Annotated in this window: 26 protein-coding genes; 11 read left to right on the top strand and 15 right to left on the bottom strand. The window is 72.4% G+C overall.

The features are described from left to right. Positions 1 to 195 precede the first annotated feature (195 nt). Positions 196 to 2,025: a DNA/RNA non-specific endonuclease gene (locus EDD40_RS09610; protein WP_123742592.1), complete on the top strand. Its 1,830-nt coding sequence runs from the start codon at positions 196 to 198 to the stop codon at positions 2,023 to 2,025. Between the two features lie 27 nt (positions 2,026 to 2,052). Here EDD40_RS09610 and EDD40_RS09605 read toward each other — a convergent pair whose 3' ends face one another. Beyond that, a complete protein-coding gene (locus EDD40_RS09605; RefSeq protein WP_123742591.1) occupies positions 2,053 to 2,649 on the bottom strand; it encodes a CGNR zinc finger domain-containing protein in 597 nt (198 codons plus the stop codon). 85 nt (positions 2,650 to 2,734) lie between these two features. Between EDD40_RS09605 and EDD40_RS09600 the strand changes: the two genes are divergently transcribed. After that, positions 2,735 to 3,517, top strand: coding sequence for an MBL fold metallo-hydrolase (locus tag EDD40_RS09600; protein WP_123742590.1), 783 nt, complete (start codon positions 2,735 to 2,737; stop codon positions 3,515 to 3,517). A 53-nt stretch (positions 3,518 to 3,570) separates the two neighbouring features. On the opposite strand, the gene EDD40_RS09595 is transcribed toward EDD40_RS09600, so the two are convergent. From EDD40_RS09595 to rpmB, 5 genes are all read right to left on the bottom strand, one after another. Next, a complete protein-coding gene (locus EDD40_RS09595) occupies positions 3,571 to 4,584 on the bottom strand; it encodes a TerC/Alx family metal homeostasis membrane protein (protein ID WP_123742589.1) in 1,014 nt (337 codons plus the stop codon). A gap of 250 nt (positions 4,585 to 4,834) precedes the next feature. After that, positions 4,835 to 5,077 (bottom strand): 30S ribosomal protein S18, encoded by a 243-nt coding sequence (gene rpsR / locus EDD40_RS09590; RefSeq protein WP_123742588.1) that lies wholly within the window; start codon positions 5,075 to 5,077, stop codon positions 4,835 to 4,837. Continuing rightward, the gene (gene rpsN / locus EDD40_RS09585; RefSeq protein WP_123742587.1) at positions 5,074 to 5,370 is read right to left on the bottom strand and encodes a 30S ribosomal protein S14; all 297 of its coding nucleotides are present in this window, start codon (positions 5,368 to 5,370) and stop codon (positions 5,074 to 5,076) included. The genes rpsR and rpsN overlap by 4 nt, the downstream gene beginning before the upstream one ends. Continuing rightward, positions 5,370 to 5,537, bottom strand: a complete 168-nt coding sequence (gene rpmG, locus EDD40_RS09580; RefSeq protein ID WP_123742586.1) for a 50S ribosomal protein L33 — start codon at positions 5,535 to 5,537, stop codon at positions 5,370 to 5,372. The genes rpsN and rpmG overlap by 1 nt, the downstream gene beginning before the upstream one ends. Beyond that, positions 5,537 to 5,776 carry a 50S ribosomal protein L28 gene (rpmB, locus tag EDD40_RS09575; RefSeq protein WP_246037570.1) on the bottom strand — a complete coding sequence of 80 codons (240 nt, stop codon included), beginning with the start codon at positions 5,774 to 5,776 and terminating at the stop codon, positions 5,537 to 5,539. The genes rpmG and rpmB overlap by 1 nt, the downstream gene beginning before the upstream one ends. Positions 5,777 to 5,825: 49 nt before the next feature. On the opposite strand from rpmB, the gene mrf reads away from it, so the two are divergent. From mrf to narI, 8 genes are all read left to right on the top strand, one after another. Further along, entirely contained in the window at positions 5,826 to 6,920 is a 1,095-nt protein-coding gene (mrf, locus tag EDD40_RS09570) for a ribosome hibernation factor-recruiting GTPase MRF (RefSeq protein ID WP_123742584.1), read from the top strand. Next, a complete protein-coding gene (locus EDD40_RS09565; RefSeq protein ID WP_123742583.1) occupies positions 6,917 to 7,168 on the top strand; it encodes a type B 50S ribosomal protein L31 in 252 nt (83 codons plus the stop codon). Before mrf ends, EDD40_RS09565 begins: the two co-directional genes overlap by 4 nt. Position 7,169: 1 nt before the next feature. Further along, positions 7,170 to 7,331 (top strand): 50S ribosomal protein L32, encoded by a 162-nt coding sequence (gene rpmF, locus EDD40_RS09560; protein ID WP_123742582.1) that lies wholly within the window; start codon positions 7,170 to 7,172, stop codon positions 7,329 to 7,331. Between the two features lie 90 nt (positions 7,332 to 7,421). After that, positions 7,422 to 8,663, top strand: coding sequence for an MFS transporter (locus EDD40_RS09555; RefSeq protein WP_123742581.1), 1,242 nt, complete (start codon positions 7,422 to 7,424; stop codon positions 8,661 to 8,663). Beyond that, positions 8,660 to 12,370, top strand: a complete 3,711-nt coding sequence (locus EDD40_RS09550; protein WP_170185016.1) for a nitrate reductase subunit alpha — start codon at positions 8,660 to 8,662, stop codon at positions 12,368 to 12,370. The genes EDD40_RS09555 and EDD40_RS09550 overlap by 4 nt, the downstream gene beginning before the upstream one ends. Beyond that, positions 12,370 to 14,064 (top strand): nitrate reductase subunit beta, encoded by a 1,695-nt coding sequence (narH, locus tag EDD40_RS09545; RefSeq protein ID WP_123742580.1) that lies wholly within the window; start codon positions 12,370 to 12,372, stop codon positions 14,062 to 14,064. Before EDD40_RS09550 ends, narH begins: the two co-directional genes overlap by 1 nt. Continuing rightward, a complete protein-coding gene (narJ, locus tag EDD40_RS09540; RefSeq protein WP_123742579.1) occupies positions 14,061 to 14,702 on the top strand; it encodes a nitrate reductase molybdenum cofactor assembly chaperone in 642 nt (213 codons plus the stop codon). Before narH ends, narJ begins: the two co-directional genes overlap by 4 nt. A gap of 73 nt (positions 14,703 to 14,775) precedes the next feature. After that, positions 14,776 to 15,474, top strand: coding sequence for a respiratory nitrate reductase subunit gamma (narI, locus tag EDD40_RS09535; protein WP_123747896.1), 699 nt, complete (start codon positions 14,776 to 14,778; stop codon positions 15,472 to 15,474). 1 nt (position 15,475) lies between these two features. On the opposite strand, the gene EDD40_RS09530 is transcribed toward narI, so the two are convergent. After that, on the bottom strand, positions 15,476 to 16,309 hold the full coding sequence (locus tag EDD40_RS09530) for a siderophore-interacting protein (protein WP_123742578.1): 834 nt from the start codon (positions 16,307 to 16,309) through the stop codon (positions 15,476 to 15,478). Between the two features lie 44 nt (positions 16,310 to 16,353). Further along, complete coding sequence (locus tag EDD40_RS09525; protein ID WP_123742577.1) at positions 16,354 to 17,445, bottom strand: S-(hydroxymethyl)mycothiol dehydrogenase; 1,092 nt, start codon at positions 17,443 to 17,445, stop codon at positions 16,354 to 16,356. A gap of 271 nt (positions 17,446 to 17,716) precedes the next feature. Between EDD40_RS09525 and EDD40_RS09520 the strand changes: the two genes are divergently transcribed. Next, positions 17,717 to 18,946, top strand: coding sequence for an MFS transporter (locus EDD40_RS09520; protein WP_170185015.1), 1,230 nt, complete (start codon positions 17,717 to 17,719; stop codon positions 18,944 to 18,946). Positions 18,947 to 19,419: 473 nt separating this feature from the next. On the opposite strand, the gene EDD40_RS09510 is transcribed toward EDD40_RS09520, so the two are convergent. The 7 genes from EDD40_RS09510 to ddaH all read right to left on the bottom strand — a co-directional run bounded on the left by EDD40_RS09510 (position 19,420) and on the right by ddaH (position 26,702). Then, entirely contained in the window at positions 19,420 to 19,869 is a 450-nt protein-coding gene (locus tag EDD40_RS09510; RefSeq protein ID WP_123742575.1) for a hypothetical protein, read from the bottom strand. Then, positions 19,862 to 21,082 carry an MFS transporter gene (locus tag EDD40_RS09505; RefSeq protein ID WP_123742574.1) on the bottom strand — a complete coding sequence of 407 codons (1,221 nt, stop codon included), beginning with the start codon at positions 21,080 to 21,082 and terminating at the stop codon, positions 19,862 to 19,864. The genes EDD40_RS09510 and EDD40_RS09505 overlap by 8 nt, the downstream gene beginning before the upstream one ends. After that, positions 21,082 to 22,326, bottom strand: a complete 1,245-nt coding sequence (locus EDD40_RS09500; RefSeq protein ID WP_123742573.1) for an ATP-grasp domain-containing protein — start codon at positions 22,324 to 22,326, stop codon at positions 21,082 to 21,084. Before EDD40_RS09500 ends, EDD40_RS09505 begins: the two co-directional genes overlap by 1 nt. Further along, positions 22,323 to 23,639, bottom strand: coding sequence for a cation:proton antiporter (locus EDD40_RS09495; RefSeq protein WP_201439748.1), 1,317 nt, complete (start codon positions 23,637 to 23,639; stop codon positions 22,323 to 22,325). Before EDD40_RS09495 ends, EDD40_RS09500 begins: the two co-directional genes overlap by 4 nt. A gap of 66 nt (positions 23,640 to 23,705) precedes the next feature. Next, the gene (locus tag EDD40_RS09490) at positions 23,706 to 25,505 is read right to left on the bottom strand and encodes an ABC transporter substrate-binding protein (protein ID WP_123742572.1); all 1,800 of its coding nucleotides are present in this window, start codon (positions 25,503 to 25,505) and stop codon (positions 23,706 to 23,708) included. Between the two features lie 22 nt (positions 25,506 to 25,527). After that, positions 25,528 to 25,875, bottom strand: a complete 348-nt coding sequence (locus tag EDD40_RS09485) for an avidin-fold protein (protein ID WP_123742571.1) — start codon at positions 25,873 to 25,875, stop codon at positions 25,528 to 25,530. Then, the gene (ddaH, locus tag EDD40_RS09480) at positions 25,872 to 26,702 is read right to left on the bottom strand and encodes a dimethylargininase (protein WP_342777756.1); all 831 of its coding nucleotides are present in this window, start codon (positions 26,700 to 26,702) and stop codon (positions 25,872 to 25,874) included. Before ddaH ends, EDD40_RS09485 begins: the two co-directional genes overlap by 4 nt. Positions 26,703 to 26,739: the final 37 nt, after the last annotated feature.

Raw genomic sequence — 26,739 nt, 5'->3', positions numbered from 1 at the left:
GGGGCGGCGACAGGTCCGATCAGAGTTCAAAGATCAGTCATCCGATGGTCAACTTTCCGCCTTCTCGGGGATGCAGACTGCATTCGGTGGTCAGGTGTTGGGCTGAATGGGTGAACGCGACGGGGTTGAGCTAACACCGGATCGGGTGACGTCGACAGCAAGGCCACCGGCGCGCACACACAGGGGGTTGCGCTCATGGTCAAGAAGAAGAACGGTCTGCAGGCGTCGCTGAGGCGGTTCGTGCGCACCAAGGGCGCCGACTACCTGCGCGACCCGAACGTGTCCTCGATCGGCATCGGCTACAAGGTGGCAGACGGCAAGCCGACGGACCGGATCGCCATCCAGTTCACCGTCCGGCAGAAGGTCGCCGAGCCCGAGGCGTTGCGCGCGCTCGGCACCGCGCCGCTGCCCGAGGTGATCGAGGTCGACGGCGTGCCCGTGCCCACCGACGTGCTGCAACGCGACTACCGGGTCGACTTCCACGTGGTGGGGGAGGCGGTCGGCGACGTGCGCAAGACGCGCGTCGACCCGGTGGCGCCGGGCGTGAGCCTGGGGCACGTCCGCGTCTCCGCGGGCACCTTCGGCTGCGTCGTCTACGACCGGGTCGACGGCACCCCGTACGTGCTGAGCAACTGGCACGTGCTGCACGGCCCGAACGGCGCGCTGGGCGAGGACGTGGTGCAGCCCGGCGTGCACGACGACAACCGCACCGACCGCAACCGGCTGGGCCGGCTCGTCCGGTCGCACCTCGGCGCGGCGGGGGATTGCGCCGTCGCCACCATCGAGGACCGGCGGTTCGAGGCGGAGGTCCTCGACCTCGGCGTGGCCGTGGAGCGGCTCGGCGAGCCGGAGCTGGGCGACAAGGTCGTCAAGAGCGGCCGGACGACCGGCGTGACGCACGGCGTGGTCCGGCGCGTCGACACCCTCGTCAAGATCGACTACGGGCCGGGTGTGGGTCAGCGGCAGATCGGCTGCTTCGAGATCGGGCCCGACCCGGCGCGGCCCGCCGCCGACGGCGAGATCAGCATGGGCGGCGACTCCGGCTCCGCGTGGCTGTTCAAGGCGGCCAACGGCCGGACCGGCAAGACCATGGCGGGCCTGCACTTCGCGGGCGAGTCGGGCGACAGCCCGGACGAGCACGCGCTGGCGTGCCTGCCCGGCTCGGTGTTCGAGAAGCTGGGCATCACGCTCACGCCGCCGCGGCGGGTCGAGGCGGCCGCGCTGGTCGGGTTCGACGAGAACTTCCTCGGCACGCCGGTGGGCGTGCCGGAGCTCGGCGAGGCGGCGCGGGCCGACGCGGTCGAGCTGGACGGGTCGGTGGTGGTCGACTACACGCACTTCTCGTTGGCGCAGAGCAAGTCGCGGCGGTTCGCGTTCTGGGTGGCGTGGAACATCGACGGCGGCGACCTGAAGTCGATCAACCGCACCGGCATCCCGTTCGTGCTCGACCCGCGGCTGCCGGCGGAGTTCCAGGTGGGCGACGAGCTGTACCGGGGCAACCGGCTCGACCGCGGCCACCTGGCCCGGCGCGCCGACCTGCTGTGGGGGCCGAAGGCGGTGGCGCAGAAGGCGAACGTGGACTCGTTCTTCTTCACCAACATCACGCCCCAGATGGACGACTTCAACCAGAGCATGCGGCAGGGGCTGTGGGGCCGGCTCGAGGACGCGGTGATGTCCGACGTGGACGTCGACGACCTCCGCGTGAGCGTCTACGGCGGCCCGGTGTTCCGCCCCGACGACCGCGTGTTCCGGGGCGTGGCGCTGCCGCGCGAGTACTGGAAGGTCATCGCCTTCACCTCGGCGGGCACGCTGAAGGCGCGGGCGTTCGTGCTGACCCAGAACCTGAACCAGCTGGAGTCGCTGGACCTGGACGAGTTCCGGGTGTTCCAGGTGCGGTTGGGCGAGGTCGAACAGCGCTGCGGCTTCACGTTCCCGACGGCGTTGACGGCCGCGGACACCCTCGTCGTGCCGGAGTCCCTGGACGAGCGCGCACCGCTGGAGGCGTTGAGCGACATCGTGTGGTGAGGCGCGGCGTGCGGTGGGGCCGCCCGGTCAGCTCGCCTTCAGCGTCCGCCGGGCGTAGGAGCGGGCGGCGCGGGCGCGGTCGCCGCAGCGGGTGGAGCACCAGTGGCGGCGGCCGTGGCGCAGCAGGTAGCGGTTGCACGGGGTCGAACCGCAGCGGGTGAGGCGGTCGGCGTCGGGTGAGGTGAGGAGGTCGGCGGCGTTGGCGGCGAGCGTCGCGAGCGCGCGGTCCAGGACCTCGTTGGTGGGGCACGGGGTGGCGCGGTAGGGGCCGGTCCGCTCGTCCCACCGCAGCAGGGCGGCCGTCGGCGCCTTGCTCAGCGCGTCGTTGACGGCGGACAGCGCCGCCGGCAGGGCGGGCACCCCGGCGACCCGGGCGGCGAACAGCGACCTGAGGTTCTCGCGCAACGAGCGCAGCTGCGACGCGCACATCTCCCGCACCCCGGCGTCGGCGGGCGCGAGACCGCGGTCGAAGAGCCACTGGTTCGTGCCGCCGGGGGTGCCGAGGAAGTCGGTGAACTGCCCGCCGGGCAGCGCGACGGCGCTGTTGACGAAGTCGACGGCCAGGTAGTCCTCCGCGCCGGGGGCGGGTGGCAGCACGGCGTCGTCGACCGGGGCGTCCCTCATGGGTCTCATGGTACGAGTTGTGTTCTTCCGTGAGAAGCGGCTACCGTCCCTCACGGATAGCCCCTTGATCATCCGTGAGGTTCTGATGACCGGCACCACCAGCGATCGGCTCGCCGTCCGCGTCTTCGGCGGCCCGACCGCCCTGTTCGAGCACGGCGGGCTGCGCTTCCTGACCGACCCCACGTTCGACGAGCCCGGCGACTACCCCGTGCCGCGCGGCACGCTGACCAAGACCGCGCCCTCCGCCGCCACGCCCGCGGACCTGGGCCGGGTCGACGTCGTCCTGCTCTCCCACGACGAGCACCCGGACAACCTCGACCGGGCCGGTCGGGCGCTGCTCGCCGACGTCCCGCTGACCCTCACCACGCCCGGCGGCGGGCAGCGGCTGGGGGGCGGGGCCAAGGGGCTCGCCGACTGGGAGTCGGTCGAGCTGGACCGCCCCGACGGCGGCACGGTCACGGTGACCGGGGTGCCCGCCGTCCACGGTCCGTCGGCCCGCGCCGAGGTCGAGCCGCTCACCGGCCAGGTCGTCGGCTTCGTGCTGACCGGGGAGGGCCTGCCCACGGTCTACGTCAGCGGCGACAACGCCTCGCTCGACGCGGTCCGGCAGGTCGCCGACCGCTTCGGCCCGGTGGACACGGCCATCCTGTTCGCCGGCGCGCCCCGGTTCCCGGTCCTCTTCGACGGCGCGGTGATCGTCCTCGACAGCGCGCAGGCCGCCGAGGCCGCCGGCATCCTCGGCGCGCGCCAGGTGGTGCCCGTCCACTACGACAGCTGGGCCCACTTCACCGAGGGCCGTGACGACCTGGTGGCCGCGTTCGCCGCCGCCGGCCTGGCCGACCGCCTGGACCTGGGCGACCGGGGCTGACCGGCATGCGCCGGTCGACCGTCCCGCGCCGGGCGGTCGACCGGCGGTGGTGCTCAGCCCCGCGGCGCGGCGGCCTGCTCGTCGTCGGCGCGCCGCCGGGAGCGCAGGCTGGTGACCGTGACGACGGCGAGCACGCCGATGATCACCACCAGCGAGACGGGGGTGGGGATCTCCGGCACGCCCGGCCAGATGCCGTGCGCCCAGTGCAGCACCAGCTTCGCCCCGATGAACGCCAGGATGATCGCCAGCCCGTGGTTGAGGTGGACGAGCTTGGCCAGGGCGGAGTGCAGCACGAAGTACAGGGCGCGCAGGCCGAGCAGGGCGAACGCGTTCGTGGCGAACACCAGGTAGGGGTCGTCGGTGATGCCGTAGACCGCGGGCACCGAGTCGACGGCGAACACCACGTCGGTGGCGAAGACCGCGACCACCACGAGCGCCAGCGGCGTGAGCGCGCGCCGTCCGTGCTCGCGCACGGTCAGCCGGGTGCCGCGGTAGTCGTCGGTCACCGGCATGAGCCGCCGCAGCAGCCGCACGGACCGCATCCGGGAGACGTCGCGCTCGGCGGCGGGTCCGCTGACCGCGTCGTGCAGCAGCTTCACCGCCGAGGCGAACAGGACCAGCCCGAACACCAGGAACGCCCACGTGCCGGCCGACAGCATCGCCGCGCCGGCCGCGATGAACACGCCCCGCAGCACCAGCGCCCCGACGATGCCGTAGAGCAGCACGCGCTGCTGAACGGCGGTGGGGACCGCGAAGGCCGCGAGCAGCAGCATGAACACGAACAGGTTGTCCACCGACAGCGACTTCTCGACCACGAAGCCGGTCATGAACTCCAGGGCGCGGTCGCTGCCGGCGAAGCTCCACAGCCAGAGCCCGAACGCCACCGGCAGCGTGAGGTAGAACACCGACCACCCCGCCGCTTCCCGCATCGACACGTCGTGCGGACGGCGGGTGACCACGAAGTCGGCGACCAGCAGCGCGACCAGGACGGCGATGCTGACCAACCACAGGCCGGGCGACCCGACAGAGTCGTCGGGGCTCGCCGAAGCGAGGACGTGCACGGGCATCGAGGCTCCTCGAACGTTGCGGTTCGAGGTCTCCTTCACCCTGACGGGCGGCCCGCCGGGGACACCTCTCGGGATGTCCGTACTGACCGGTCGAGCGCTTGGGAAGTACTCCCCTCGGCGCCCAGTATCGGGCACGACGACCGAAGAGTAAAGAGATGGTCAAATGGTGGACGGGTCGCCACCGTGGTGGGCGGCGGGCGGCCCTCGGCGGACGAGGGGCCGCCGTCCCCGAAGACGGCGGCCCACCTGGTCACCGCCCCTGGCCGGGGTAGGGGAGCAGGGCCATCTCGCGGGCGTTCTCGATCGCCGTGGCGACCTGGCGCTGCTGCCGCGGGGTGAGGCCGGTGACCCGGCGGGAGCGGATCTTGCCGCGGTCGGAGACGAACTTCCGCAGCAGGGCCGCGTCCTTCCAGTCCACCTCGGCGACGCCCTCCCCGGCCAGTGGGTTCACCCGGCGCTTCGGCGCGCGTTCGCCCCGGGGCGCCCGGCTCACCAGCTCGCCTTGCCGACGCCGGGCAGCTCGCCCCGGTGCGCCATCTCGCGCAGCCGGATGCGCGACAGGCCGAACGCGCGGTGGAACGCCCGGGGGCGGCCGTCCACGGCGTCCCGGTTGCGCAGCCGCGTGGGGCTGGCGTCGCGGGGCAGCTTCCGCAGTGCCCGCTGCGCCTCGCCGCGCCGCTCGGGATCGGTGCGGATGACCTCCTTCAGCTCCGCGCGGCGCTCGGCGTGCCGGGCGACCACTTCCCGCCGCTGCCGGTCCTTGGCGATCTCGGACTTCTTGGCCATCAGCGCTCCTCGCGGAAGTCGACGTGGCGGCGCACGACGGGGTCGAACTTGCGCAGCACCATGCGGTCGGGGTCGTTGCGGCGGTTCTTGCGGGTGACGTAGGTGTAGCCGGTGCCCGCGGTGGACCGGAGCTTGATGACCGGCCGCACGTCGGTGGACTTCGCCATCAGACCTCCTCCCCCCGCGCGCGCAGCTCCGCGACGACCGACTCGATGCCGCGCCGGTCGACGGTCTTGATCGCCTTGGTGGACAGGATGAGCACGACGTGCCGGTTCTCCGAGGGCAGCCAGTAGCGGCGGCGCTGGGTGTTGGGCAGCCAGCGCCGCGACGTGCGCCGGTTCGAGTGCGAGACCTGGTTGCCGAAGCCCGGCTTGCGGCCGGTCAGCCGGCAGTGGCGCGAGGACACACGACCTCCTGAATTGAAATGACAATCGTTTCCAGTTACGGTACCCCACATGGGAACCGAGGTGGTACTGGTGGCCGGGCTCGCGCACCACGACGTCGCCGACGAGGTCTGGCGCGCGTCACCGGGGTCGGCGCTGGTCCGCCACGACCTGAGCGACCTGGCCGAGGGCGTGGTGCGCCGCTGGGTCGACGGCCGGCTGACCGTGCTGGAACTGGCGCACGGGTGCGTCTCGTGCACGCTGCGCCTGGACCTGCTGCCGCTGCTCGAACGCCTGGGCGGCCGAGTGGTCGTGCACCTGGACCCGGCGCTGGAGCCGGAGGCCGTCTGCTTCGCCCTGAGCGGGCTCGACGTCCGGGTCGAGGCCGTCATCACGGTGGTCGACCGGACCACGTGGCTGACCGACGCCACCGGCGAGGTCACGCTGGCCGAACGCGGCCTGGCCGCGGCCGCGACCGACGAGCGGACCGTGGCGCAGGTCGTGGTGGGGCAGGCGGAGTTCGCCGACGCGCTGGTGATGACGGGCGTCGGCGGCGGCGAGGCGCTGGACGCCGTGCTCGACCGCCTGTCGCCGCTCGCGCCGCGCCACGACCTGGGCACGCTGGACGTGCCCGCCCTGCTCGCCGCGATCCCGCCCGACGCGCGCCGGGGACGCGTCGACGACGGCTTCGGGCCGCTGCTGCGCGGCCGGCCGCCGCTGGACCCGGCGCCCGGCGCGTCCGTCGTCCACTTCACGGCCCGGCGCCCGTTTCACCCGATGCGGTTGCACCAGGCCCTCGACGTGCTGCTCGACGGCGTGGTGCGGACCCGCGGCCGGTTCTGGGTGGCGAGCCGACCGGACGTCGCGCTGTGGCTGGAATCCGCCGGGGGCGCCCTGAACGTCGGCACGCTCGGCCCGTGGTTGGCGGCCGTGGACGACTGGTCCGAAGTGGACGCCGAGCGCCGGGCGTCGGCGGCGGCCCGCTGGGACGCGGAGCACGGCGACCGGTCGCAGGAGCTGGTGGTGATCACCGCCTCCGCCGCGCCGGACGAGATCGCGCAGGCGCTGCGCGAGGCGCTGGTGACCGACGAGGAGTCGGCGTTGGTCGACGAGCTGGAGTTCGTCGACCCGTTCGCCGAGTGGCACGACCAGATGGAGGAGCTGTGAAGCAGGGCATCCACCCCGACTACCACCCGGTGGTCTTCCAGGACCAGTCGACGGGCAAGGCGTTCCTCACCCGGTCGACGGCCACGTCGAGCCGCACGATCGACTGGGAGGACGGCCGCACCTACCCGTTGATCACCGTGGACATCACCGCGGACTCGCACCCGTTCTGGACCGGCAACCAGCGGGTCGTGGACACCGCGGGCCGCGTGGAGAAGTTCAACCGCCGCTACGGCAGGAGGAGCCGCTGACATGGCCGTCCCCAAGCGCAGGACCTCGCGCGGCAACACCCGCCACCGCCGGGCGCGGTGGAAGGCCTCGGCGCCCGACCTCGTCCCCGTGACCACCTTGGACGGTCGCGAGGTGACGGTGCCGCGCCGACTGGTGGCCGCGTACCGGCGAGGCCTGCTGTGACCACCGGGTGGGGTGACGCCGAGGTGCGGTGACACCGACTCCGGGTGACGATGGCCGAAGCGCACCCGGAGCACGGACGAGGACTCGGCCATGGGCTTGTCAGCAGTGCCGGCCACGGACCACCGGCCACCGACCACCGGCCGGCGCGCGTTGATGCTCGGCCTGGCCACGATCGGGTTCGCGCTGAACTTCTGGGCCTGGGCGCTGCTGAGCCCGCTGGGACCGCGGTTCAAGGACGACCTGGGGCTGAGCGCGTTCCAGCAGGCGCTGCTCGTCGCGGTCCCCGTGGTGGTCGGGTCGGTCGGGCGGATACCGGTGGGCGCGCTCACCGACCGGTTCGGCGGCCGGGTGATGTTCCCGCTGGTCTCGGCGGTGACGATCGTGCCGGTGCTGTTCCTCGGGCTGGTCGGGCACACGTCGCTGGCCGCGCTGCTGGTCGGCGGGTTCTTCCTGGGCGTGGGCGGCACGGCGTTCGCGGTCGGCGTGCCGTTCGTCAACCTCTGGTTCCCGCCCGAGCGGCGCGGCCTGGCGATCGGGATCTTCGGCGCGGGCATGGGCGGCACCGCGATCAGCGCCCTGACCACGGTGAAGCTGGTCGAGCGGTGGGGCGTGGCGACCCCGTTCGCGGTGACGGCGGTGGCGCTGGCGCTCTACGCGGTGGTCGCCGCCGTGCTGCTGCGCGACGCGCCGGGGCGGACGGCGCCGACCGGGTCGGTGACCGCCCGGATGGCCGCCACCGCGCGGCTGCCGCTCACCTGGCAGGCCTCGGCGCTGTACGCGGTGGCGTTCGGCGGGTTCGTCGCGTTCTCCGTGTACCTGCCCGCCTACCTGGGCACCGCCTACGGCCTGGCGCAGGCCGACGCGGCCAACCGGATGGCCGGGTTCGTGCTGCTCGCGGTCGTGATGCGGCCGGTGGGCGGTTGGCTGTCGGACCGGTGGGACCCCGCCCGGGTCCTCGTCGCCTGCCTGGCGGTGGTGACGGTGGGCGCGGTCGTGCAGGCGTTCACGCCGGCGCTGATGCCGCTGGGCACCCTCGCGTTCCTGGCCATGGCCGCCGCGCTCGGCGGGGGCAGCGGCGCGGTGTTCGCGCTGGTCGCCCTGCTCGCGCCGGCGGACAAGGTCGGCGCGGTCACCGGCGTGGTCGGCGCGGCCGGCGGGCTCGGCGGGTTCGTGCCGCCGCTGGTGATGGGCGCCCTCTACGGCGCGCTGTCCTCGTACGCGCTCGGGCTCGCCGCGCTCGCCGTCGTCGCCCTGGCCTCGCTGCTGTTCACCGCGACCGCGGTGCGCCGTGCCGTGCGGGCGGTCACCCCCGAGGGAAGGCGTGCGCCATGAGCACCGGGACCGGACCACCGCCGGGGAACGCCGGGCTGGACGGAGGGCTGGCCGAGGCGCTGGTGCGCACCCGCCGCTTCTTCACCCGCGCCGACATCTCCCCGGACCTGCGGACCTTGCACAAGATCGGCGGGCGGCAGGCGGACGACTTCTACCGGGACCGGTGGAGCCACGACAAGGTGGTGCGTTCCACCCACGGGGTGAACTGCACCGGGTCGTGCTCGTGGAAGGTCTACGTCAAGGACGGGATCATCACCTGGGAGGCGCAGCAGACCGACTACCCGTCCGCGGGCCCCGACCGCCCGGAGTACGAGCCGCGCGGCTGCCCGCGCGGGGCCGCGTTCTCCTGGTACACCTACTCGCCGACCCGCGTGCGGTACCCGTACGTGCGGGGCGTGCTGCTGGAGATGTACCGCGAGGCCAAGGCGCGCACCGGCGATCCCGTGCTGGCCTGGGCCGACGTCGTGGAGGACCCCGAACGCGCCCGGCGGTACAAGGCCGCGCGCGGCAAGGGCGGCCTGGTGCGCGCGTCGTGGGACGAGGCGACCGAGATGATCGCCGCCGCGCACGTGCACACGATCAAGGCCCACGGGCCGGACCGGGTCGCCGGCTTCTCCCCGATCCCCGCCATGTCGATGGTGTCGCACGCCTCGGGCGCCCGGTTCGTGTCGCTGATCGGCGGCGCGATGCTGTCGTTCTACGACTGGTACGCCGACCTGCCGGTGGCCTCGCCGCAGGTGTTCGGCGACCAGACCGACGTGCCCGAGTCCGGTGACTGGTGGGACGCCGGCTACCTGGTCATGTGGGGCTCGAACCTGCCGGTCACCCGCACGCCCGACGCGCACTGGATGGCCGAGGCCCGCTACCGGGGGCAGAAGGTCGTCGCGGTGTCGCCGGACTACGCCGACAACGTGAAGTTCGCCGACGAGTGGCTCGCGGCGCAGCCCGGCACGGACGGCGCCTTGGCGATGGCGATGGGCCACGTGATCCTGCGCGAGTTCTTCGTGGACCGCCAAGCGCCCTACTTCACCGACTACGTCAAGCGCTACACCGACCTGCCGTTCCTGGTCCGGCTCGACGAGCACGGCGACGTGCGCCGGCCCGGCAAGTTCCTCACCGCCGCCGACCTGCCCGACCCGCCCGAGCAGGCCGGTCGGGAGCACGCGGCGTTCAAGACCGTCCTGCTCGACTCCGCCACCGGCGAGCCGGTCGTGCCGGGCGGCTCCCTCGGGTTCCGCTTCGGCGAGCAGGGCGCGGGCCGCTGGAACCTGGACCTGGGCGACGTCGACCCGCTGCTGTCGGTCGGGCCGGGGGAGTCGGTCGTGGTGGAGCTGCCGCGCTTCGACGCCCCGGACGGCTCGGTGGCGGTGCTGCGGCGCGGGGTGCCGGTGCGCCGGGTCGGCGGGCACCTGGTCACGACGGTGTTCGACCTGCTGCTGGCCCAGTACGGCGTGCACCGCGAAGGGCTGCCCGGCGAGTGGCCCGCGGGCTACGACGACGCCGGGCAGCCGTGCACGCCCGCCTGGCAGGAGGCCATCACCGGCGTGCCCGCGCAGGCCGCCGCCCGGATCGGCCGCGAGTTCGCCGCCAACGCGGAGGAGACCCGCGGCCGGTCGATGATCATCATGGGCGCGGGGACCAACCACTGGTTCCACTCCGACACGATCTACCGCGCGTTCCTCGCCCTGACCACGCTCACCGGCTGCCAGGGCGTCAACGGCGGCGGGTGGGCGCACTACGTCGGGCAGGAGAAGTGCCGCCCGATCACCGGCTGGTCGCAGCTGGCGTTCGGGCTGGACTGGTCGCGCCCGCCGCGGCAGATGATCCAGACCGCCTACTGGTACCTGCACACCGACCAGTTCCGCTACGACCGCTTCGGCGCGGACACCCTCGCCGCCGCCACCGCGGGCGGACAGCTGGCCGGCAAGACCACCGCGGACGTGATCGCCCAGTCCGCGCGGATGGGGTGGATGCCGTCCTACCCGACGTTCGACCGCAACCCGCTGGACCTGGCCGACGAGGCGCAGCGCGCCGGCGTGCCCGCCGCCGAGCACGTGGTGTCGGAGCTGAAGGCCGGGCGGCTGCGGTTCGCCTGCGAGGACCCGGACGCGCCGGAGAACTTCCCGCGCGTGCTGAGCATCTGGCGGGCCAACCTGCTCGGCTCCTCCGGCAAGGGCAACGAGTACTTCCTCAAGCACCTGCTGGGCGCGGACCACTCGCTGCGCGCCGAGCAGACCCCGCCGGAGCACCGGCCGAAGGACGTGGTCTGGCGCGACGAGGCGCCGGTCGGCAAGCTGGACCTGCTGCTGTCGCTGGACTTCCGGATGACCAGCACCACCCTCTTCTCCGACGTCGTGCTGCCCGCCGCGACCTGGTACGAGAAGCACGACCTCAACACCACCGACATGCACCCGTTCGTGCACTCGTTCAACCCGGCCATCGCGCCGCCGTGGCAGACCCGGACCGACTGGGGCGCGTTCCAGACCATCGCGCGGGCCTTCAGCGCGCTGGCGGAGAAGCACCTGGGCGTGCGCGAGGACGTCGTGGCCACGCCGCTGATGCACGACACCCCCGACGAGCTGGCCACCCCGCACGGCGTGGTGCGCGACTGGAAGGCCGGCGAGTGCGAACCGATCCCGGGCGTCACCATGCCGAGGCTCGCGGTGGTGGAGCGCGACTACACCGCCGTCGCGGCGAAGATGGGCGCGCTGGGTCCGCTGGCCGACTCGCTCGGCGCGACCACCAAGGGCGTCACCTTCCGGGTCGAGCGGGAGGTGGAGCACCTGCGGCACCAGAACGGCGCCGTGCGGGGCGGTCCCGCGGACGGCCGGCCGTCGCTGGTGCGCGACGTGCACGCGTGCGAGGCGATCCTCGCCCTGTCCGGCACCACCAACGGCCACCTCGCCACCCAGGGCTTCCACACGCTCGAACAGCGCACCGGGACGCCGCTGGCCGACCTCGCCGCCGAGCACGAGGGCAAGCGGATCACCTTCGCCGACACGCAGGCCGCGCCGGTGCCGGTGATCACCTCGCCCGAGTGGTCCGGCTCGGAGACCGGCGGGCGCCGCTACTCGCCGTTCACCATCAACGTCGAGCGCCTCAAGCCCTGGCACACCCTCACCGGCCGCCAGCACTTCTACCTCGACCACGACTGGATGGCCGAGCTGGGCGAGCAGCTGCCGGTGTTCCGCCCGCCGCTGGACATGCACGCGCTGTTCGGCGAGCCCCGCGTGGGCGAGCAGGGCGAGCTGGGCATCACCGTCCGCTACCTGACGCCGCACTCCAAGTGGTCCATCCACTCCGAGTACCAGGACAACCTGTTCATGCTCAGCCTGTCGCGCGGCGGGCAGACCATCTGGCTGTCCCAGGAGGACGCGGCGAAGATCGGCGTGGCCGACAACGACTGGATCGAGGCCGTCAACCGCAACGGCGTCGTCGTCGCGCGGGCGGTCGTGTCGCACCGGATGCCCGAGGGCACCGCCTACATGCACCACGCCCAGGACCGGCTGATCGACGTGCCCCGGGCCGAGGCGTCCGGCAAGCGCGGCGGCATCCACAACTCGCTGACCAGGCTGCTGGTCAAGCCGTCGCACCTGATCGGCGGCTACGCCCAGCTGTCGTTCGCGTTCAACTACCTCGGCCCGACCGGGAACCAGCGCGACGAGGTGACCGTGATCCGCCGTCGTGCCCAGGAGGTGCGGTACTGATGCGCGTGATGGCCCAACTGGCGATGGTGATGAACCTGGACAAGTGCATCGGCTGCCACACCTGCTCGGTCACCTGCAAACAGGCCTGGACCAACCGCTCCGGCGTCGAGTACGTGTGGTTCAACAACGTCGAGACCCGGCCCGGGCAGGGCTACCCGCGCCGCTACGAGGACCAGGAGCGCTGGCGCGGCGGCTGGGCGCTGACCAGGCGCGGGCGGTTGAAGCTCAAGGGCGGCGGCCGGCTGCGCAAGCTGCTCACGATCTTCAGCAACCCGAAGATGCCCGGCCTCGACGACTACTACGAGCCGTGGACCTACGACTACGACACCCTCACCAACGCGCCGGCGCAGGAGCACACCCCCGTCGCCCGGCCCCGGTCGTTGATCAGCGGCGAACCGACCGGGATCACCTGGTCGGCGAACTGGGACGACGACCTCGGCGGCTCGCCCGACCACGGCGACCAGGACCCGATGCTCAAGGGCATCGCGGACAAGGTGAAGTTCGAGTTCGAGCGGACGTTCATGTTCTACCTGCCGCGCATCTGCGAGCACTGCCTCAACCCCTCGTGCGCCGCGTCGTGCCCGTCCGGCGCGATCTACAAGCGCACCGAGGACGGCATCGTGCTGGTCGACCAGGACCGCTGCCGCGGCTGGCGGATGTGCGTGTCGGGCTGCCCGTACAAGAAGGTCTACTTCAACCACCGCACCGGCAAGGCGGAGAAGTGCACGTTCTGCTTCCCCCGCGTCGAGGTCGGCATCCCCACCGTCTGCGCGGAGACGTGCGTGGGACGCCTGCGGTACATCGGGCTGGTCCTCTACGACGCCGACCGGGTGCTCGAAGCCGCCTCGACACCGGACGAGAAGGACCTGTACGAGGCGCAGCGACGGGTGTTCCTCGACCCGAACGACCCGGTGGTGGTCCGCGAGGCCGAACGCGCCGGCATCCAGCGCGACTGGATCGAGGCCGCCCAGCGCTCGCCGATCCACGCGCTGATCACCACCTTCAAGGTGGCGCTGCCCCTGCACCCGGAGTACCGCACCATGCCGATGGTCTGGTACATCCCGCCGCTGTCGCCGGTGGTCGACGTCGTCCGCGACACGGGCCACGACGCCGAGGACCACGGCAACCTGTTCGCCGCCGTCGAGGCGCTGCGCATCCCGGTCGAGTACCTGGCGAACCTGTTCACCGCCGGCGACGTCGGGCCGGTGGACGCCGTGCTGCGCCGGCTCGCCGCGATGCGCAGCTACATGCGCGACATCAACCTCGGCCGTGAACCGCAGGAGGCCATCGCGGCGAAGGTCGGCATGACCGGCGAGCAGGTCTACGACATGTACCGGCTGCTGGCGCTCGCCAAGTACGACGAGCGCTACGTCATCCCGCCCGCGCACGCCGAGCAGGCGCACGGGTTGGAGGAACTGGCCGCCGAGTGCAGCCTCGACTACGAGGGCGGACCCGGCATGGGCGGTTCCGGCCCGTTCGGCGAGGGCTCGGGCGGCACGTCGCCGATCGCGGTGGAGAACTTCCGGATGCTGCGCGACCGGCAGACGACCGACAGCCTCGCCGCGCCGGTCGACAAGGGCAGCCGGGTCAACCTGCTGAACTGGGACGGCAAGGGCCGCCCGGACGGCCTGTTCCCGCCGGCGGAGCGGCCCGGCGGGGGAGACCCGGCCGGCGAGGTGGAGCCGAAGCCGTGACCCCCACCGACGCGCAGCGCGCCACCGCGTGGCAGGTCCAGTCGTTGCTGCTGGGCTACCCCGACGAGCCGTGGTTCGCCCGGCTGCCGTTGCTGCGCGCCGCGACCGGCACGGTGCCCGCGCCGCTCGCCGTGCCGCTGGACGCGTTCCTGGACCACGTGGCGGCCACCTCGCCGACCGACCTCGCGGCCGACTACGTGGCGACCTTCGACCACCGCAAGCGGTTCAGCCCTTACCTGACCTACTTCGCCTACGGCGACACGCGCAAGAGGGGCATGGCGCTGCTGCGGTTCAAGCACGCCTACCGGGCCGCCGGCCTCGAACTGGACGACGGCGAGCTGCCCGACCACCTGGCCGTGGTGCTGGAGTTCGCCGCCACCGGCGACCCGGCGACCGGCCTGCGGCTGCTGGGCGAGCACCGCGCCGGGCTGGAGCTGATCCGCCTCGGGCTGCGGGAGGCCGGCTCGCCGTGGGCGCACGTCCTGGAGTCGGTGTCGGCGACCCTGCCGCCCCTGGGCCGCCACGAGCACGAGGCGATCGCCCGGCTGATCGCCGAGGGACCGCCGGAGGAAGAGGTCGGCCTGGCCCCGTTCGCCCCACCCGAGCACATGCCGCAACCGCGGGGAGGGCCGCGATGACCGCCCTGTCCGGGTTCGGGCCGCTGCCGCACGGGGGCTCGTGGTGACCGCGCCGCCGAGCACGCTCGACATCATGCTGTGGGTCGTCGTGCCGTACGTGGCGATCGCGGTGTTCGTGGTGGGCCACGTGTGGCGTTACCGCTACGACAAGTTCGGCTGGACCACGCGGTCCTCCCAGCTCTACGAGAGCAGGCTGCTGCGCCTGGGCAGCCCGCTGTTCCACTTCGGCATCCTGCTCGTCGCGCTCGGCCACGTCGGCGGCCTGCTGGTGCCGAAGTCGTGGACCGAGGCGATCGGCATCAGCGAGACCGCCTACCACGCGGTCGCGGTCGGGCTCGGGGTGCTGGCCGGGGCCTGCACGCTCGTGGGCGCGGCGATCCTGGTCTACCGGCGCCGCACCGTCGGCCCGGTGTTCTCCGCCACCACGCGCAACGACAAGGTGATGTACGTGCTGCTGGTCGGCGCCATCGTGCTGGGTCTCGGCACGACGGTCCTCGGCAACCTCACCGACCACCCCCACGACTACCGCGAGTCGGTCTCGCCGTGGTTCCGGTCGATCTTCTACCTCCGGCCGGAGCCGGAGCTGATGGCCGCCGCGCCGCTCGGGTTCCGGCTGCACGCGCTGGCGGCCTGGGCGCTGTTCGCGTTCTGGCCGTTCAGCCGGCTCGTGCACGTGTTCTCGATGCCGTTGGGCTACCTCACCCGCCCCTACATCGTCTACCGCAGCCGGGACGAGCAGCCGGGCAACCGGCCGCCCCGCCGCGGGTGGTAGGTCACAGCCGGGCGGCGCCGAGCTTCCAGTAGCCGCTGAACACCACGGAGCGGCGGTCCACGCCGCGCTCCTTCACCAGGTGCCGGCGGACGCCGGTGGCCAGGGTCGACTCGCCGCACACCCACGCGTAGTCCGGCGCGGGGGACGACAGCCCGGTCACCGCGCGGAGCAGGTGCGAGCCGGGGGCGTCGGCGCCGCGGTGCAGCCACGTGACGGGCGCGTCGACGGGCACGTGATAGCCCTCGTCGGGGACCTCGGCGAAGATCCGGGCGTCCGCGGGCACGCCCGACTCCAGGATCGCGCACAGCGCGGGCAGCGCGGTCTCGTCGGCGGCCAGCAGCACCGCGCCGGTCGACGGGGCGCGGTAGCCGGAGTTGCCCGCGCGGAAGCCCACCGACCGGCCCACCTCCGCCCGGGTGGCCCAGCGGGTGCCCGGACCCGCGTCGCCGTGCAGCACGAAGTCCACGTCGACCTCGGCCAGCTCGGGCCGGTGCGCGCGGACCGTGTACCAGCGCAGGTCCGGCCGGTCCTCGGCGGGCAGGGCGCGGATCGCGGTGCGGACGTTGACGCGGTCCGGGCTCGGCATCGTCAACGGCCGGTCGGCCGGCGGCATCAGCAGGCCGAAGCACTCGTCCGGGCCGGTCACGCGGTACTCGGCGAACTCCGGCGCCCGGAACGTCACCCGGCGCAGGTGCGGCGCGACGTCGGCGACCGCCGTGACCGTCATGGCGAACTGGTCGAACACGTCGCGCTGGTTGGGCGTCGCGGTGACCAGGCCGGCCGCCTTGGTGAGCACCTTGAGCTGCAACTGGTCCAACGTCGAGTACCGGGGCATGCAGGTTAGGCTAACCTAAATGTCCCGGCAGGCGAAGGCCCCCGTCAGTCGAAGACGACGACGCTGCGCAGCACGTCACCCGAGCGCATGGCGGTGAACGCCTGCTCCACCTCGGTCACACCGATGCGTTCGGTGACGAAGTGGTCCAAGGGGAGGCGGCCCTGCAGGTGCAGGTCGATCAGCGGCGCGAAGTCGCGCGACGGGAGGCAGTCGCCGTACCAGCTCGTGCGGTAGGTGCCGTTGCGCAGGAACGTGTCCAGCAGCGGCATCTCCAGGCGCATCCCGGAGTCCGGCCGGGCCACCAGCACGAACGTGCCGCCGAGGGCCCGCGCGTAGAACGCCTGCCGCCATGTCTCGGGCGTGCCGGCGGCGTCGATCACCACGTCCGCGCCGAGGTCGTCGGTCAGGGCGCGGATGGCGGCCACCACGTCCGGCGTCTGGCGGGCGTCGACCACGTCCGTCGCGCCCAGCGCGCGGGCGTGGCACAGCTTCCGCTCGTCGAGGTCCACCGCGATGATCGTGGTGGCGCCGGCGAGCTTCGCGCCCGCGACGGCCGCGCAGCCGACACCGCCCACGCCGATCACGGCGACCGTGTCGCCGGTGGTGACGCCGCCGGTGTTCATCGCCGCGCCCAGGCCGGACATGACCCCGCACCCCAGGAGGGCGGCGACGGCCGGGTCCGCCTTGGGCGAGACCGGGGTGCACTGGCCGGCGTGCACGAGCGTCAGCTCGGTGAACGCGCCGATGCCCAGCGCCGGTCGCAGCGGCGTGCCGTCGACGAGGGTCATCCTCGTCGACGCGGTGTGGTCGTCCACGCAGGCCTCGGGCCTGCCCCGGCGGCACGCGCGGCAGCGCCCGCAGACCGCCCGCCAGTTCAGCACCACGAAGTCGCCGGGCTCCACGTGGTGGACGCCGGGCCCGACCTGCTCGACGACGCCGGACGCCTCGTGGCCCAGCAGGTACGGGTAGGCGTCGCCGATCACGCCGTCGCGGTAGTGCAGGTCGGTGTGGCAGACGCCGGAGGCCAGGACGCGGACGGTCGCCTCGCCGGGGCCGGGATCGGGGACGACGATGTCGTGGCTGCGGACCGGCTCGCCCTTGCCGGTGGCGACCACTGCCTTGACGATCCTCGACATCTCCCGAGCCTCCACGTCGACCGGCCGCGTACGGCGAACAGGATAGGCGGTGCCGATGCGTGCGCCCGGCGCAGCGGGCGTGCCGTCGGTCGGGGTCATCGGGATTCCCTATGGATCCGCGTCAGGTCACCGCCCGACACCCGCCGGCGCTGGTCTGTTCGGCGCAACGCGCGATAGGTGAAGAGGTGTTTTCGCTGCACACGGCACGTGGCAGCATGAACGGGCCCGGCGGACGGCTACCGCGCGGCGGATCTGGAGAACAATGAGCACCGTGCCGAAAGTCGCGTCCGGCATCACCGCGTTCGCGGTGTTCGCGACCACCGTCAGCTTCGTCATCTCCATGGCGGGCTCGTCGATGAAGTCCACCGTCCAGGTGTTGTTCCTGCCGATCGCGGACGACTTCGACGTCAGCCGCGGCACGCTCGCGGTCGGCACGACGCTGTTCGCCGTGGTGACGGCGCTCGCGTCGTCGGCGGTGGGCCACCTGGCCGACCGGATCGGCGCGGTGCCCGTGCTGGCGATCGGCGCGGGCATCACCGGCGTGGTGCTGGTGGTCTGCGCGCTGGCGAAGGACATCTGGGTGTTCGTCCCGACCTACGGCGTGCTCGGCGCGGTCGGCTGCACGATGCTGTCGTTCGTGCCGCTGGGCGTGCTGGCCGACCAGCTGTTCCAGGGCCGCAACGCCGGTTTCCTGTACGCGGTGCTGACCAACGGCGCGGCGGTCGGGTTCATGGTGCTGGTGCCGCTGTGGACGTTCCTGGGCACGGTCACGTCGTGGCAGCAGATCCTGCTGGGCGTCGGCGTGGTGTTCCTGGTCGTGATGCTGCCGCTGTCGTTGCTGCTGGTGCGCTACTCGAACCGCAACGCCACGCCGACCACGCCCGCCGAGCACGGCTTCTGGGCCGGCATCCGGATGGCGTTGGCGGACAAGCGGGTGCGCGGCCTCATCCTGCCGTTCTTCGCGTGCGGCACCACGATGGCGTTCATCGACGTGCACCTGTTCCCGCACATGCACGACCACGGGGTCGCGCCGGTGACCAGCTCGGTGGCGTTCGTGCTGCTGGGTGGCCTGGAGATCGTCGGCTCGCTGGTGGCGGGCCGGTTGTGCGACAAGGGGCTGATCCGGGCCACGCTGATCGGCGGCTACGCGCTGCGCGCCGCGTCGATGATGATCGCGCCGTTCTTCGCCGCCGAGTTCACCGTGCTGGTGTTCGGCGCGCTGTTCGGCGCCAGCTACCTGGTCACGGTCGTCGCCACCACGATGTGGATCGCGAAGATCCTGCCGCGCGGGCGCAAGGGCACGGCGATCGGTGTGCTGTGGGCGCTGCACATGGTCGCCGTCGCGGTGGGCAGCCAGCTCGGCGCCGTCCTGGCCGACGCGGCGGGCAGCTACCTGCCGGTCATCCTGGTCAGCGTCGCGCTCACGCTCGGCGCGATCGTCCTGGTGGCGTTGCAGCCCGACCCGAACGCCGTCGACGCCGGGGAACCCGTCGCGGCCTGAGCCCGCCGGACCGCCGTCGGGGCCGCGCGTCCGGTCGAGCGGTCAGCCGATGCCGCGGTGCCGGGCGCGAGCCCGTTGCCCAGCGGCCACTCGCACAGCACGGCCTTGCCGGCGAGGCCGATGATCCCCACTCCGATCGGCGTCCCGGACCGGGCGCGCGGGATGAGGGGCGACGGTGATGTGCTCGTGGTTCGCAGCCTGTTCTCGGGGTGGGTGGCGTCGACGTCACGTGACGAGGTCGGTTCGGCGGGTGCGGCGGGGCCTGCTCGACGCGGTGTGGTGGCCGTGCCCCGAGCGGTGGCGTCGCCGCCGTACGCCCCGCCCTGGACGCCGCCGTGCGCCGGCACCTCACCGACGAGCTCTCCGCGCGGGAGATCGCGACGCCGGCCTCCCTGCTCCGCCGCCTGTAGCCCGCCGGACGCGACACCGCCCCCGCCCTGGGACCAGGACGGGGGCGGTGCGGTCGCACGGGGTCAGGCCTGGCGGGTGATGTCCATGTACCAGTTGGTCTCCCACGTCTGCCCGTCGTCGGCCGACATGGCCTGCTCCCACCGCGCCGAGTCACCGGTGATGCGGTGCCACAGGAAGCGGATGAGCACGGGCGTGCCGTCCTGCACCTCGTCGCCGTGGAACGTGCCGACGCCATCGGCGAAGGAGCCGAACAGCGGAGGGAAGAACACCCCCGAGTCGCTGCTCGCCCAGTTCAACGACCAGCGGCCGGTGGCGGCGTCGAACAGCCGCACGGTCAGGCCGGACGTGCCGTCGGGGAACGTGATCTCGTCCACGTTCCCCGCGCCGCCGAAGATCGGCCGCACGTCCGAGGTGGAGGTGAACTCCTCCCAGTCGTCGCTGCCCGCCAACCGCCGGCGCAGCCTGCGGTTGTGGATCGACCAGCGGCCGGTGAGGAAGTCGAAGTCACCCACCGTCCCGCACCTCCGCGCGGTCCCGGGTGGCCACGTACCCGGCGACCGCCGCCGCCAGCCCGAACACCGCCAGCACCGGCCACGCGCCGTGACCCAGCTGGAGGAACAGGAAACCGCCGAGGACCGGGCCGACGGCCGCGCCCAGCCCGTAGACGAACTGGAAGCTGCCGATGTAGCGGCCCTTGAGGTGCGCGGGACCGGCCATGCCGGGGTAGGCGAACACCACGGGGCCGCCGATGATCTCGCCGAGCGTCCAGATCAGCGTGCCCGCGACGATCACCGCCGGGCCCAGCGGCAGCGCGTACACCGCGACACCGATGCCGACCAGCGCGTAGGCGACGCCGACGACCAGCTTGGGCCGCATGTGCTGCGTCTTCTTGGTGACCACCAGCTCGAACAGGATGACCGCGCCGCCGTTCAGCGCGACCGCCAGCGTGTACCAGAAGATCGGCACGCCGGACGCCTGGACGTCCAGCGGCAGCGTCGACAGGTACTGCACGTAGACCACGGCGTTGAAGAACGTCGCCGCCAGGTACACCAGGTAGCGGCGGTCGCGCAGCACGTCGGTGTAGCTGCCGGCGGGCGCCTCGGCGGCGGCCGCGCCCTTCTCGCCCGTCTTCGCGGGCAGCACGCGGAACGCCACCAGGGCGTACGCCGCCGCGACCACCGCCTCGCCCCAGAACAGCAGCGTGTAGTCGTCACCGCCGAGCTGGTAGAGGCCGAAACCGATCAGCGGCGCGGCGGTCGTGCCCAGGTTCAGGCCGAACCGGTACATGGCGAACACCATGACCTGCCGGTCGTCGGGCGTGAGCTCGGAGAGCAGGGTGGCCGACGCGGGCCGGTAGATCTGGGAGACCGCGCCGAGCAGGGCCACCGCCGCGACGAGCAGGGCGTAGTCGGGCAGGTAGAGCAGCGCGGCGGTGAGCAGCGCCGCGCCGCCCATGCTGAGCACGGTGGAGTTGCGCGCGCCCAGCCGGTCGGCCAGCGCGCCGCCGACGAGCACGCCGATGACGTTGCCGACGCCGTAGACGCCCAGGGCCGTGGCCGCCTGGCCGGCCGAGTAGCCCTGGGAGGTCAGGAACAGCACCAGGAAGATGTTGAGGAACCCACCGACCTTGTTGACGAAGACGCCGGCCAGCACGGCCTTCACCGCCGGCGGCGACTCGACGAACGTCTGCCAGATGCCCTGGTCGGTGCTTTTCGCGGTGGTCATCAGGCGCTCTTCACATCCAGCGCGGCCTCGGCCGCGTCGAGTCGGGTGGCGACCTCGTCACGCGAGTCACCGGTGGCGATGGCGAAAGCGATGCGGCCCCAGACCGTGCCCTTGGGCGGCGGCGAGACGACGGCGCCCGGCTGCGCGACCGTGACGACGCGGTCGATGCCCTCGGGCAGCCGGGCCGGGTCGAACGCCAGGGAGCCGAGCGTGGTGTCCTCTTCCTCGACGTAGAAGAAGCGGATGCCCGCGACGCGGTCGTGCGCGTGCGCGACGTCCACCCCGCGGCCGGTGGCCGCGCCGGCCGCGACCAGACCCGGGTCCACGCCCGTGGCCAGCAGGCCCAGGTAGGGGATCATGTCACCGCCCAGGCGGCCGTTGACCTCGATGACCTTGGGGCCCTCGTCGGTCAGCATGTACTCGGCGTGGGTGATGCCGTCGGTGAAGCCCAGCGCCTTGTGCGTGCGCTGCGCCACGTCGAGCAGCACGTCGTCGGTCAGCAGCGGGTCGGAGGCGTCCACGAAGTGGCCGACCTCCTCGGCGTACGGGTGGTAGCCGACCACCTTGCGGCCGACGAACAGCGGCGTCACGACACCGTCGCGCACCACCGAGTCGACGCTGATCTCCTCGCCCGACACGAACTCCTCGACCAGGATCGGCTGGTCGGTGTCGAACACCACCGGCTCCGGACCCTGCGCCGCCTCGGTGAACGCGAAGTTGGCGCGCACCTCGCGCTCGTCGTGCACCTTGATCACGCCGAGGCTCGCGCCGAGGCCGCGCGGCTTGAGGATCGCCGGGTACCCGACCTCCCGCGCCGCCGCGACCGCGTCGTCCACCGTCTTGACGGGGATCGACCGGGGCTGCGGCACGCCCGACGCCTTCAGCGCCGCCCGCGTGCCGCCCTTGTCGCGCAGGCGCCAGATCACGTCCGGGTCGCCGTTGCGCAGGCCCAGCGCCCGCGCCACGAACGCCGTGGCGTGGATGCGCACCTCGTCCCAGCACAGCACGCCGGAGAACGGCGTCCCGGCGTGGATCTCGGCCGCCGCCGCCGCCATCGCCGGCCCGTCGGTGGTCGAGGGCAGCACGGTCCAGCCGGACACGTACTCCTTCTCCCACTCGGGCTCGGCGGTCAGGAACAGGTGCACCCGGTACTCCGCGCTGATCGAGCGCAGCAGGTACTCGCGGTACAACCGCATTCCGGTCGCGACCACGAGCAGCAGGGGCCGCTGGTCGGTCTTGCTCATCGGGGCTCCACTCTCGATAGGACTTGCACACCGCCGAACGCCTTCTCGCGCTCGCGTTCCTCGTCGGTCACGGCGATCCGCCGTGCCGCGTACCGCAACGTCGGCGGCGCCATCAGCGACGTCACGACCGACACCAGCACCACGACCGTGTAAGCCTCGGTCGACAGCACCTCCAGCCGCAGCCCCACCAGCGCCACGATCACGCCGATGACACCACGCGCGTTGAGCCCCGCGCCGAGCGCGAGACCCTCCCAGTGGGTGAGCCGGGCCAGCCGGGCGCCCGCGTAGGCGCCCGCGAACTTGCCGACCACGGCCAGCAGCAGCACGGCCAGCGCCGTGCCGAGCACCGCCGGGTGCCGCAGGGCCGTGAGGTCCATCCGCAGCCCCGCCGTCGCGAAGAACAGCGGCGCCAGGACACCCATCACGAACGTCCGCAGCACGGTCAGCGGCAGTCGGGCGACACCGCCGACCGACGAGATGACCAAGCCGCACACGAACGCCCCCAGCACCGGCTCGAGGTCCAAGGCGTGCGTGCCGGCGGCGGACGCTATCACCAGCAACACGACCACCGCCACGGTCACCCCTGGATCACCGGAGCGCTCCGCGAGCCGCAACGCCCCGCGAGCCGCGGGCCGCAACGCGACCAGCGCGAGGACGAGGACCAGCGCCAGCGCGCCCAGCGACCACGCCACGTGCCCGGCGGTCAGCCCGGAGGCGGCCATCCCGGACACCACGGCCAGCAGCGACCAGCCGACCACGTCGTCCACGGCGGCGGCGGTCACGGTGAGCTGCCCGATGTCGCGGTGCAGCAGGTTCATCTCCAGCAGCACCTTGGCGATCACCGGGATGGCGCTCACGCACACCGCCACGCCCAGGAACAGGGCGAAGACCGGCCGGTCCGCCGCCGGGCCGAGCATGGCGGCGGGTAAGAGGAACCCGGCGCCGACGCCGAGCGCCAGCGGCAGGAGCAGCCCTCCCGCGCCGACCCAGGTGGCGGCCCGGCGCTGCCGGCGCGCCAGGCCGAGGTCGAGGTGCATGCCGGTGAACCCCACCAGCAGCAGCACCCCGAACTGGCCGACGGCGTCGAGCAGGTGCAGTTGCGCGGGGTCGTCGAACACCGGGGCGAACGTGCCGAGCAGGGACGGCCCGAGCACGACGCCGGAGGCCAGCTCGCCGACGACGGCGGGCATCCCGAGCCGGACGGCGAGCCGCCCGAGCACGAGGGCCACGCCCAGGAGCACGGCGACCTGGAGCAGGAACATGAGCAACGGGTGCGCCCCGAGCGTGCTCGGCGGCGCGGCGGACAGGACCACGGGTGGACCCCCTGTTGAGCGGTGGAGAGGCGGCGCGGGACCGGTGCGGCCCCGCGCCGCGGGGGATCAGTCGCGGTAGTACCAGTTCTCCGGGTTGATCATCCCGTAGGGGTTGATCGGCCCGAACCCGCCGAGGGTGTTGGCGACCTCGAACAGCCGGATCGGGAAGTTCGGCGTGAAGATGACCGGCACCTCGTTGGCGATGTAGTCCTGGTACTCGTAGAGCACGTCCAGGTCGTCGCTGGTGACGGTGCGCTCGATCAGCTCGTCGGCCTTCGGGTCGGTGTAGAAGCCGAAGTTGCCGCCCGCCTTGGTGGAGAACAGGATCTCGCCGGTCGGGTGGTGGTAGGCCCAGCCGCCGTTCCAGCAGCACATCTCCCACGTGCACGGGGTGGTGGCGGTCGGCTCGCACGGGCCGTCCTCGGCCACGAGGATCGAGCCGTACACCTCTTCGAGCCGCAGCTCGATGCCCGCCTCCGCGGCGGCGTCGCGGAAGTTCTCCATCACCCGGGTCAGCGCCGGGCGGCCCTCGACGTAGCGCAGCAGGATCGACAGCTTCGTGCCCGCCGGGATGCCCGCGCCCGCCTCGCCCGGACCCGTTCCCGGCCGCACGCACACCGCGGGCGTGACGCTGGTGTCCCAGCCGTTCGCCTCCAGCAGCGCCTTGGCGTTCCCGGGGGAGAACGGCAGCGGCCACGCGCCCTCGCGCTGGCGCGGCGAGACGTAGTCGGTCTTCGGGTACATCGGCACCGGGCCGTTCTGCCGGTACGCGTAGCCCTGGTAGATGTCGCGCACCGCGGTGTCCTGGTCCAGGGAGGACTGCAGGGCCTGGCGGATGTAGGTCTGCGCGAACATCTTGCCGACCACGGTCGGGTTGTTGAAGTTCAGCGAGATGTACCGGATGCAGAACGCCGACTGCGGGAACATCGTGTACTCGGTCAGCGGGTTCGGCCCGCCGACCACCGGGTCGATCGCCGGCTCCGTGGCGAAGCTCAGCGGCAGGTAGCCGACCTGGATGCCGTTCTCGGCGTCCGGGCCCGCCTTCAGCATCTCGTACTGCTCCTCGTCGGAGAACGTCGGCACCTGGCGGAACTCGTCCAGGTACGGCTTGTTCGGGCCCGAGTAGTGCTCGTTGGGCACGAACGTGACCACGCCCTCCAGCGTGTAGCTCTTGAGCCGCCACGGGCCGCTCACGATGCTCCAGATGGGGCTGTCGGCCCACTTGGTGCGGTGGGCGTTGCCCTCGTCGACGATGTTGCCCTGCTGCGCCATCAGGTACTCGTAGACCGCCTCGACGTCGGCGAGGTCGCCGGAGGCGTTCGCCGGGCCCGCGTCGGTCCGGTCCCACGCCCTGGGCAGCGGCGTGATCGTGCTGAGCTGGTTGTAGAGCACCCAGTGCTTGGAGTAGACCTTGTCGAAGGTGAAGAACACCTCGTCGTCGGCCACCTTGCCGTAGTCGGTCAGGTTGTCCGGGAAGTAGCCCGGGACGTACTCGCCGTACCGGGCGCCCTTGACCTTCATCAGGTTCACCCAGAACAGCACGTTCTCGGCGGACAGGGTCTCGCCGTTGGACCACTTCCAGGGCTTGACCTTGACCCGCACGGTCAGGCCGTCCTCGCTCCACACCGGCTCCTCGCCGATGCTCTGCGCGTAGTCGACGTTCGGGGTGCCGTCGCTGCCGAAGTAGTACAGCGTCCGGTACATCAGCGCCTGGAACTCCAGGATGTTGCGGGTGCCCATGCGCTCGGCCGGCGTGAACGGGAAGATCACGGCGGGCGGGAAGCCCGGCGCGCACGCCCACGTGACGACGCCGCCCTTGCGCGGCGTGGCGTCCGTGCCGGCGGTGATGGTGCTCGCGGAAGTCATGGCTGCTCGTCGGCCTCTCGGGTCAGTTCGTGGTCTGAGCGGGGATTTCCTCGATGGTCGAGACGCCGGACGCGGCGTGCTCGCCGAAGCGCTCCCACACCTCGTCGAGGCGGATGCGCCCGTCGTCGAGCACCTTCGGCGTGCTGCGGCAGTGCCCGGAGATGACCTGGCCGTCGTCGAGCACCATGCAGTAGGCGAAGTCGAGCGCGCCGTCGGGCCGCGCGGTGCCGGTCAGGGCGCCGCGGCGCGCCTTGCCGCCGAGGAACTCGCCCCAGAGCAGGTCACCGTCCTGGTGGTACACGGCGACCCGGCTCTCCTCGGGGCCGCCACCGGTGACCGGGTGGAACCTCTTGCCGTCATAGTTGATCATCGAGCTGGCTCCCCACGCAGTTCGAGCGTGCAGCACTTCGCGCTGCCGCCGGATTTGAGAAGTTCGGACAGGTCGACACCGATGGGCGTGAAGCCCCGGTCGGCGAGCTGGTCCGCCAGGTTCGTGGCCTCCTGCGCCAGCAGGACGTGCTTGCCGTCGCTGACCGCGTTGAGGCCGAACACCTCGGCGTCGTGGTCGCCGGCGATCACGGCGTCGGGGTACAGGGAGCGCAGCACGCCCCTGCTCCACGTCGAGAACGCCTCGGGGTAGTACATGATCAGGTCGTCGTCCAGGACCGCCAACGCCGTGTCCAGGTGGTAGAACCGCGGGTCCACCAGGTCCAGCGTCACGACCTCGCGCCGGAAGAACCGGGCCGCCTCCACGTGCGAGCGCTCGTCGGTGCGGAAACCCGTGCCCGCCAGGATCCGGTCGCCCACCAGCAGGTAGTCGCCCTCGCCCTCGTTCACCCAGAACGCCTCGTGCGTGCGGAAGCCGTTCTCGCGGAACCACTCCAGGTACGCGGGACCCTCCGCTTCGCGCTGCCGGAACCGGAACCTCGCCGACAGCACCCGCCCGTCCACGACGGTCGCCCCGTTCGCGGCGAACACCATGTCCGGCAGCCCCGGCTCGGGGTCGATCAGCTCGACGTCGTGGCCGAGGTCCAGGTACAGCGACCGCAGCCGGCTCCACTGGAGCAGGGCGATGGACGCGTCGGTCGGCTTCTCGGGGTTCATCCACGGGTTGATGGAGTAGGAGACGTCGAAGTGCTCCGGCGGGCACATCAGGTACCTGCGGCGGCGCGCGGTGCGTTGGGCGGGGTCGGACACGGCGGTGGAGTCCTCTCTGGCCGGGGCGCCACCGGTC

Origin of the sequence: Saccharothrix texasensis (genome assembly GCF_003752005.1) — a bacterium.
GTDB lineage: Bacteria > Actinomycetota > Actinomycetes > Mycobacteriales > Pseudonocardiaceae > Actinosynnema > Actinosynnema texasense.
The sequence above is the reverse complement of the archived record's forward strand: the minus strand, read 5'-3'. Positions and strand labels throughout refer to the sequence as shown.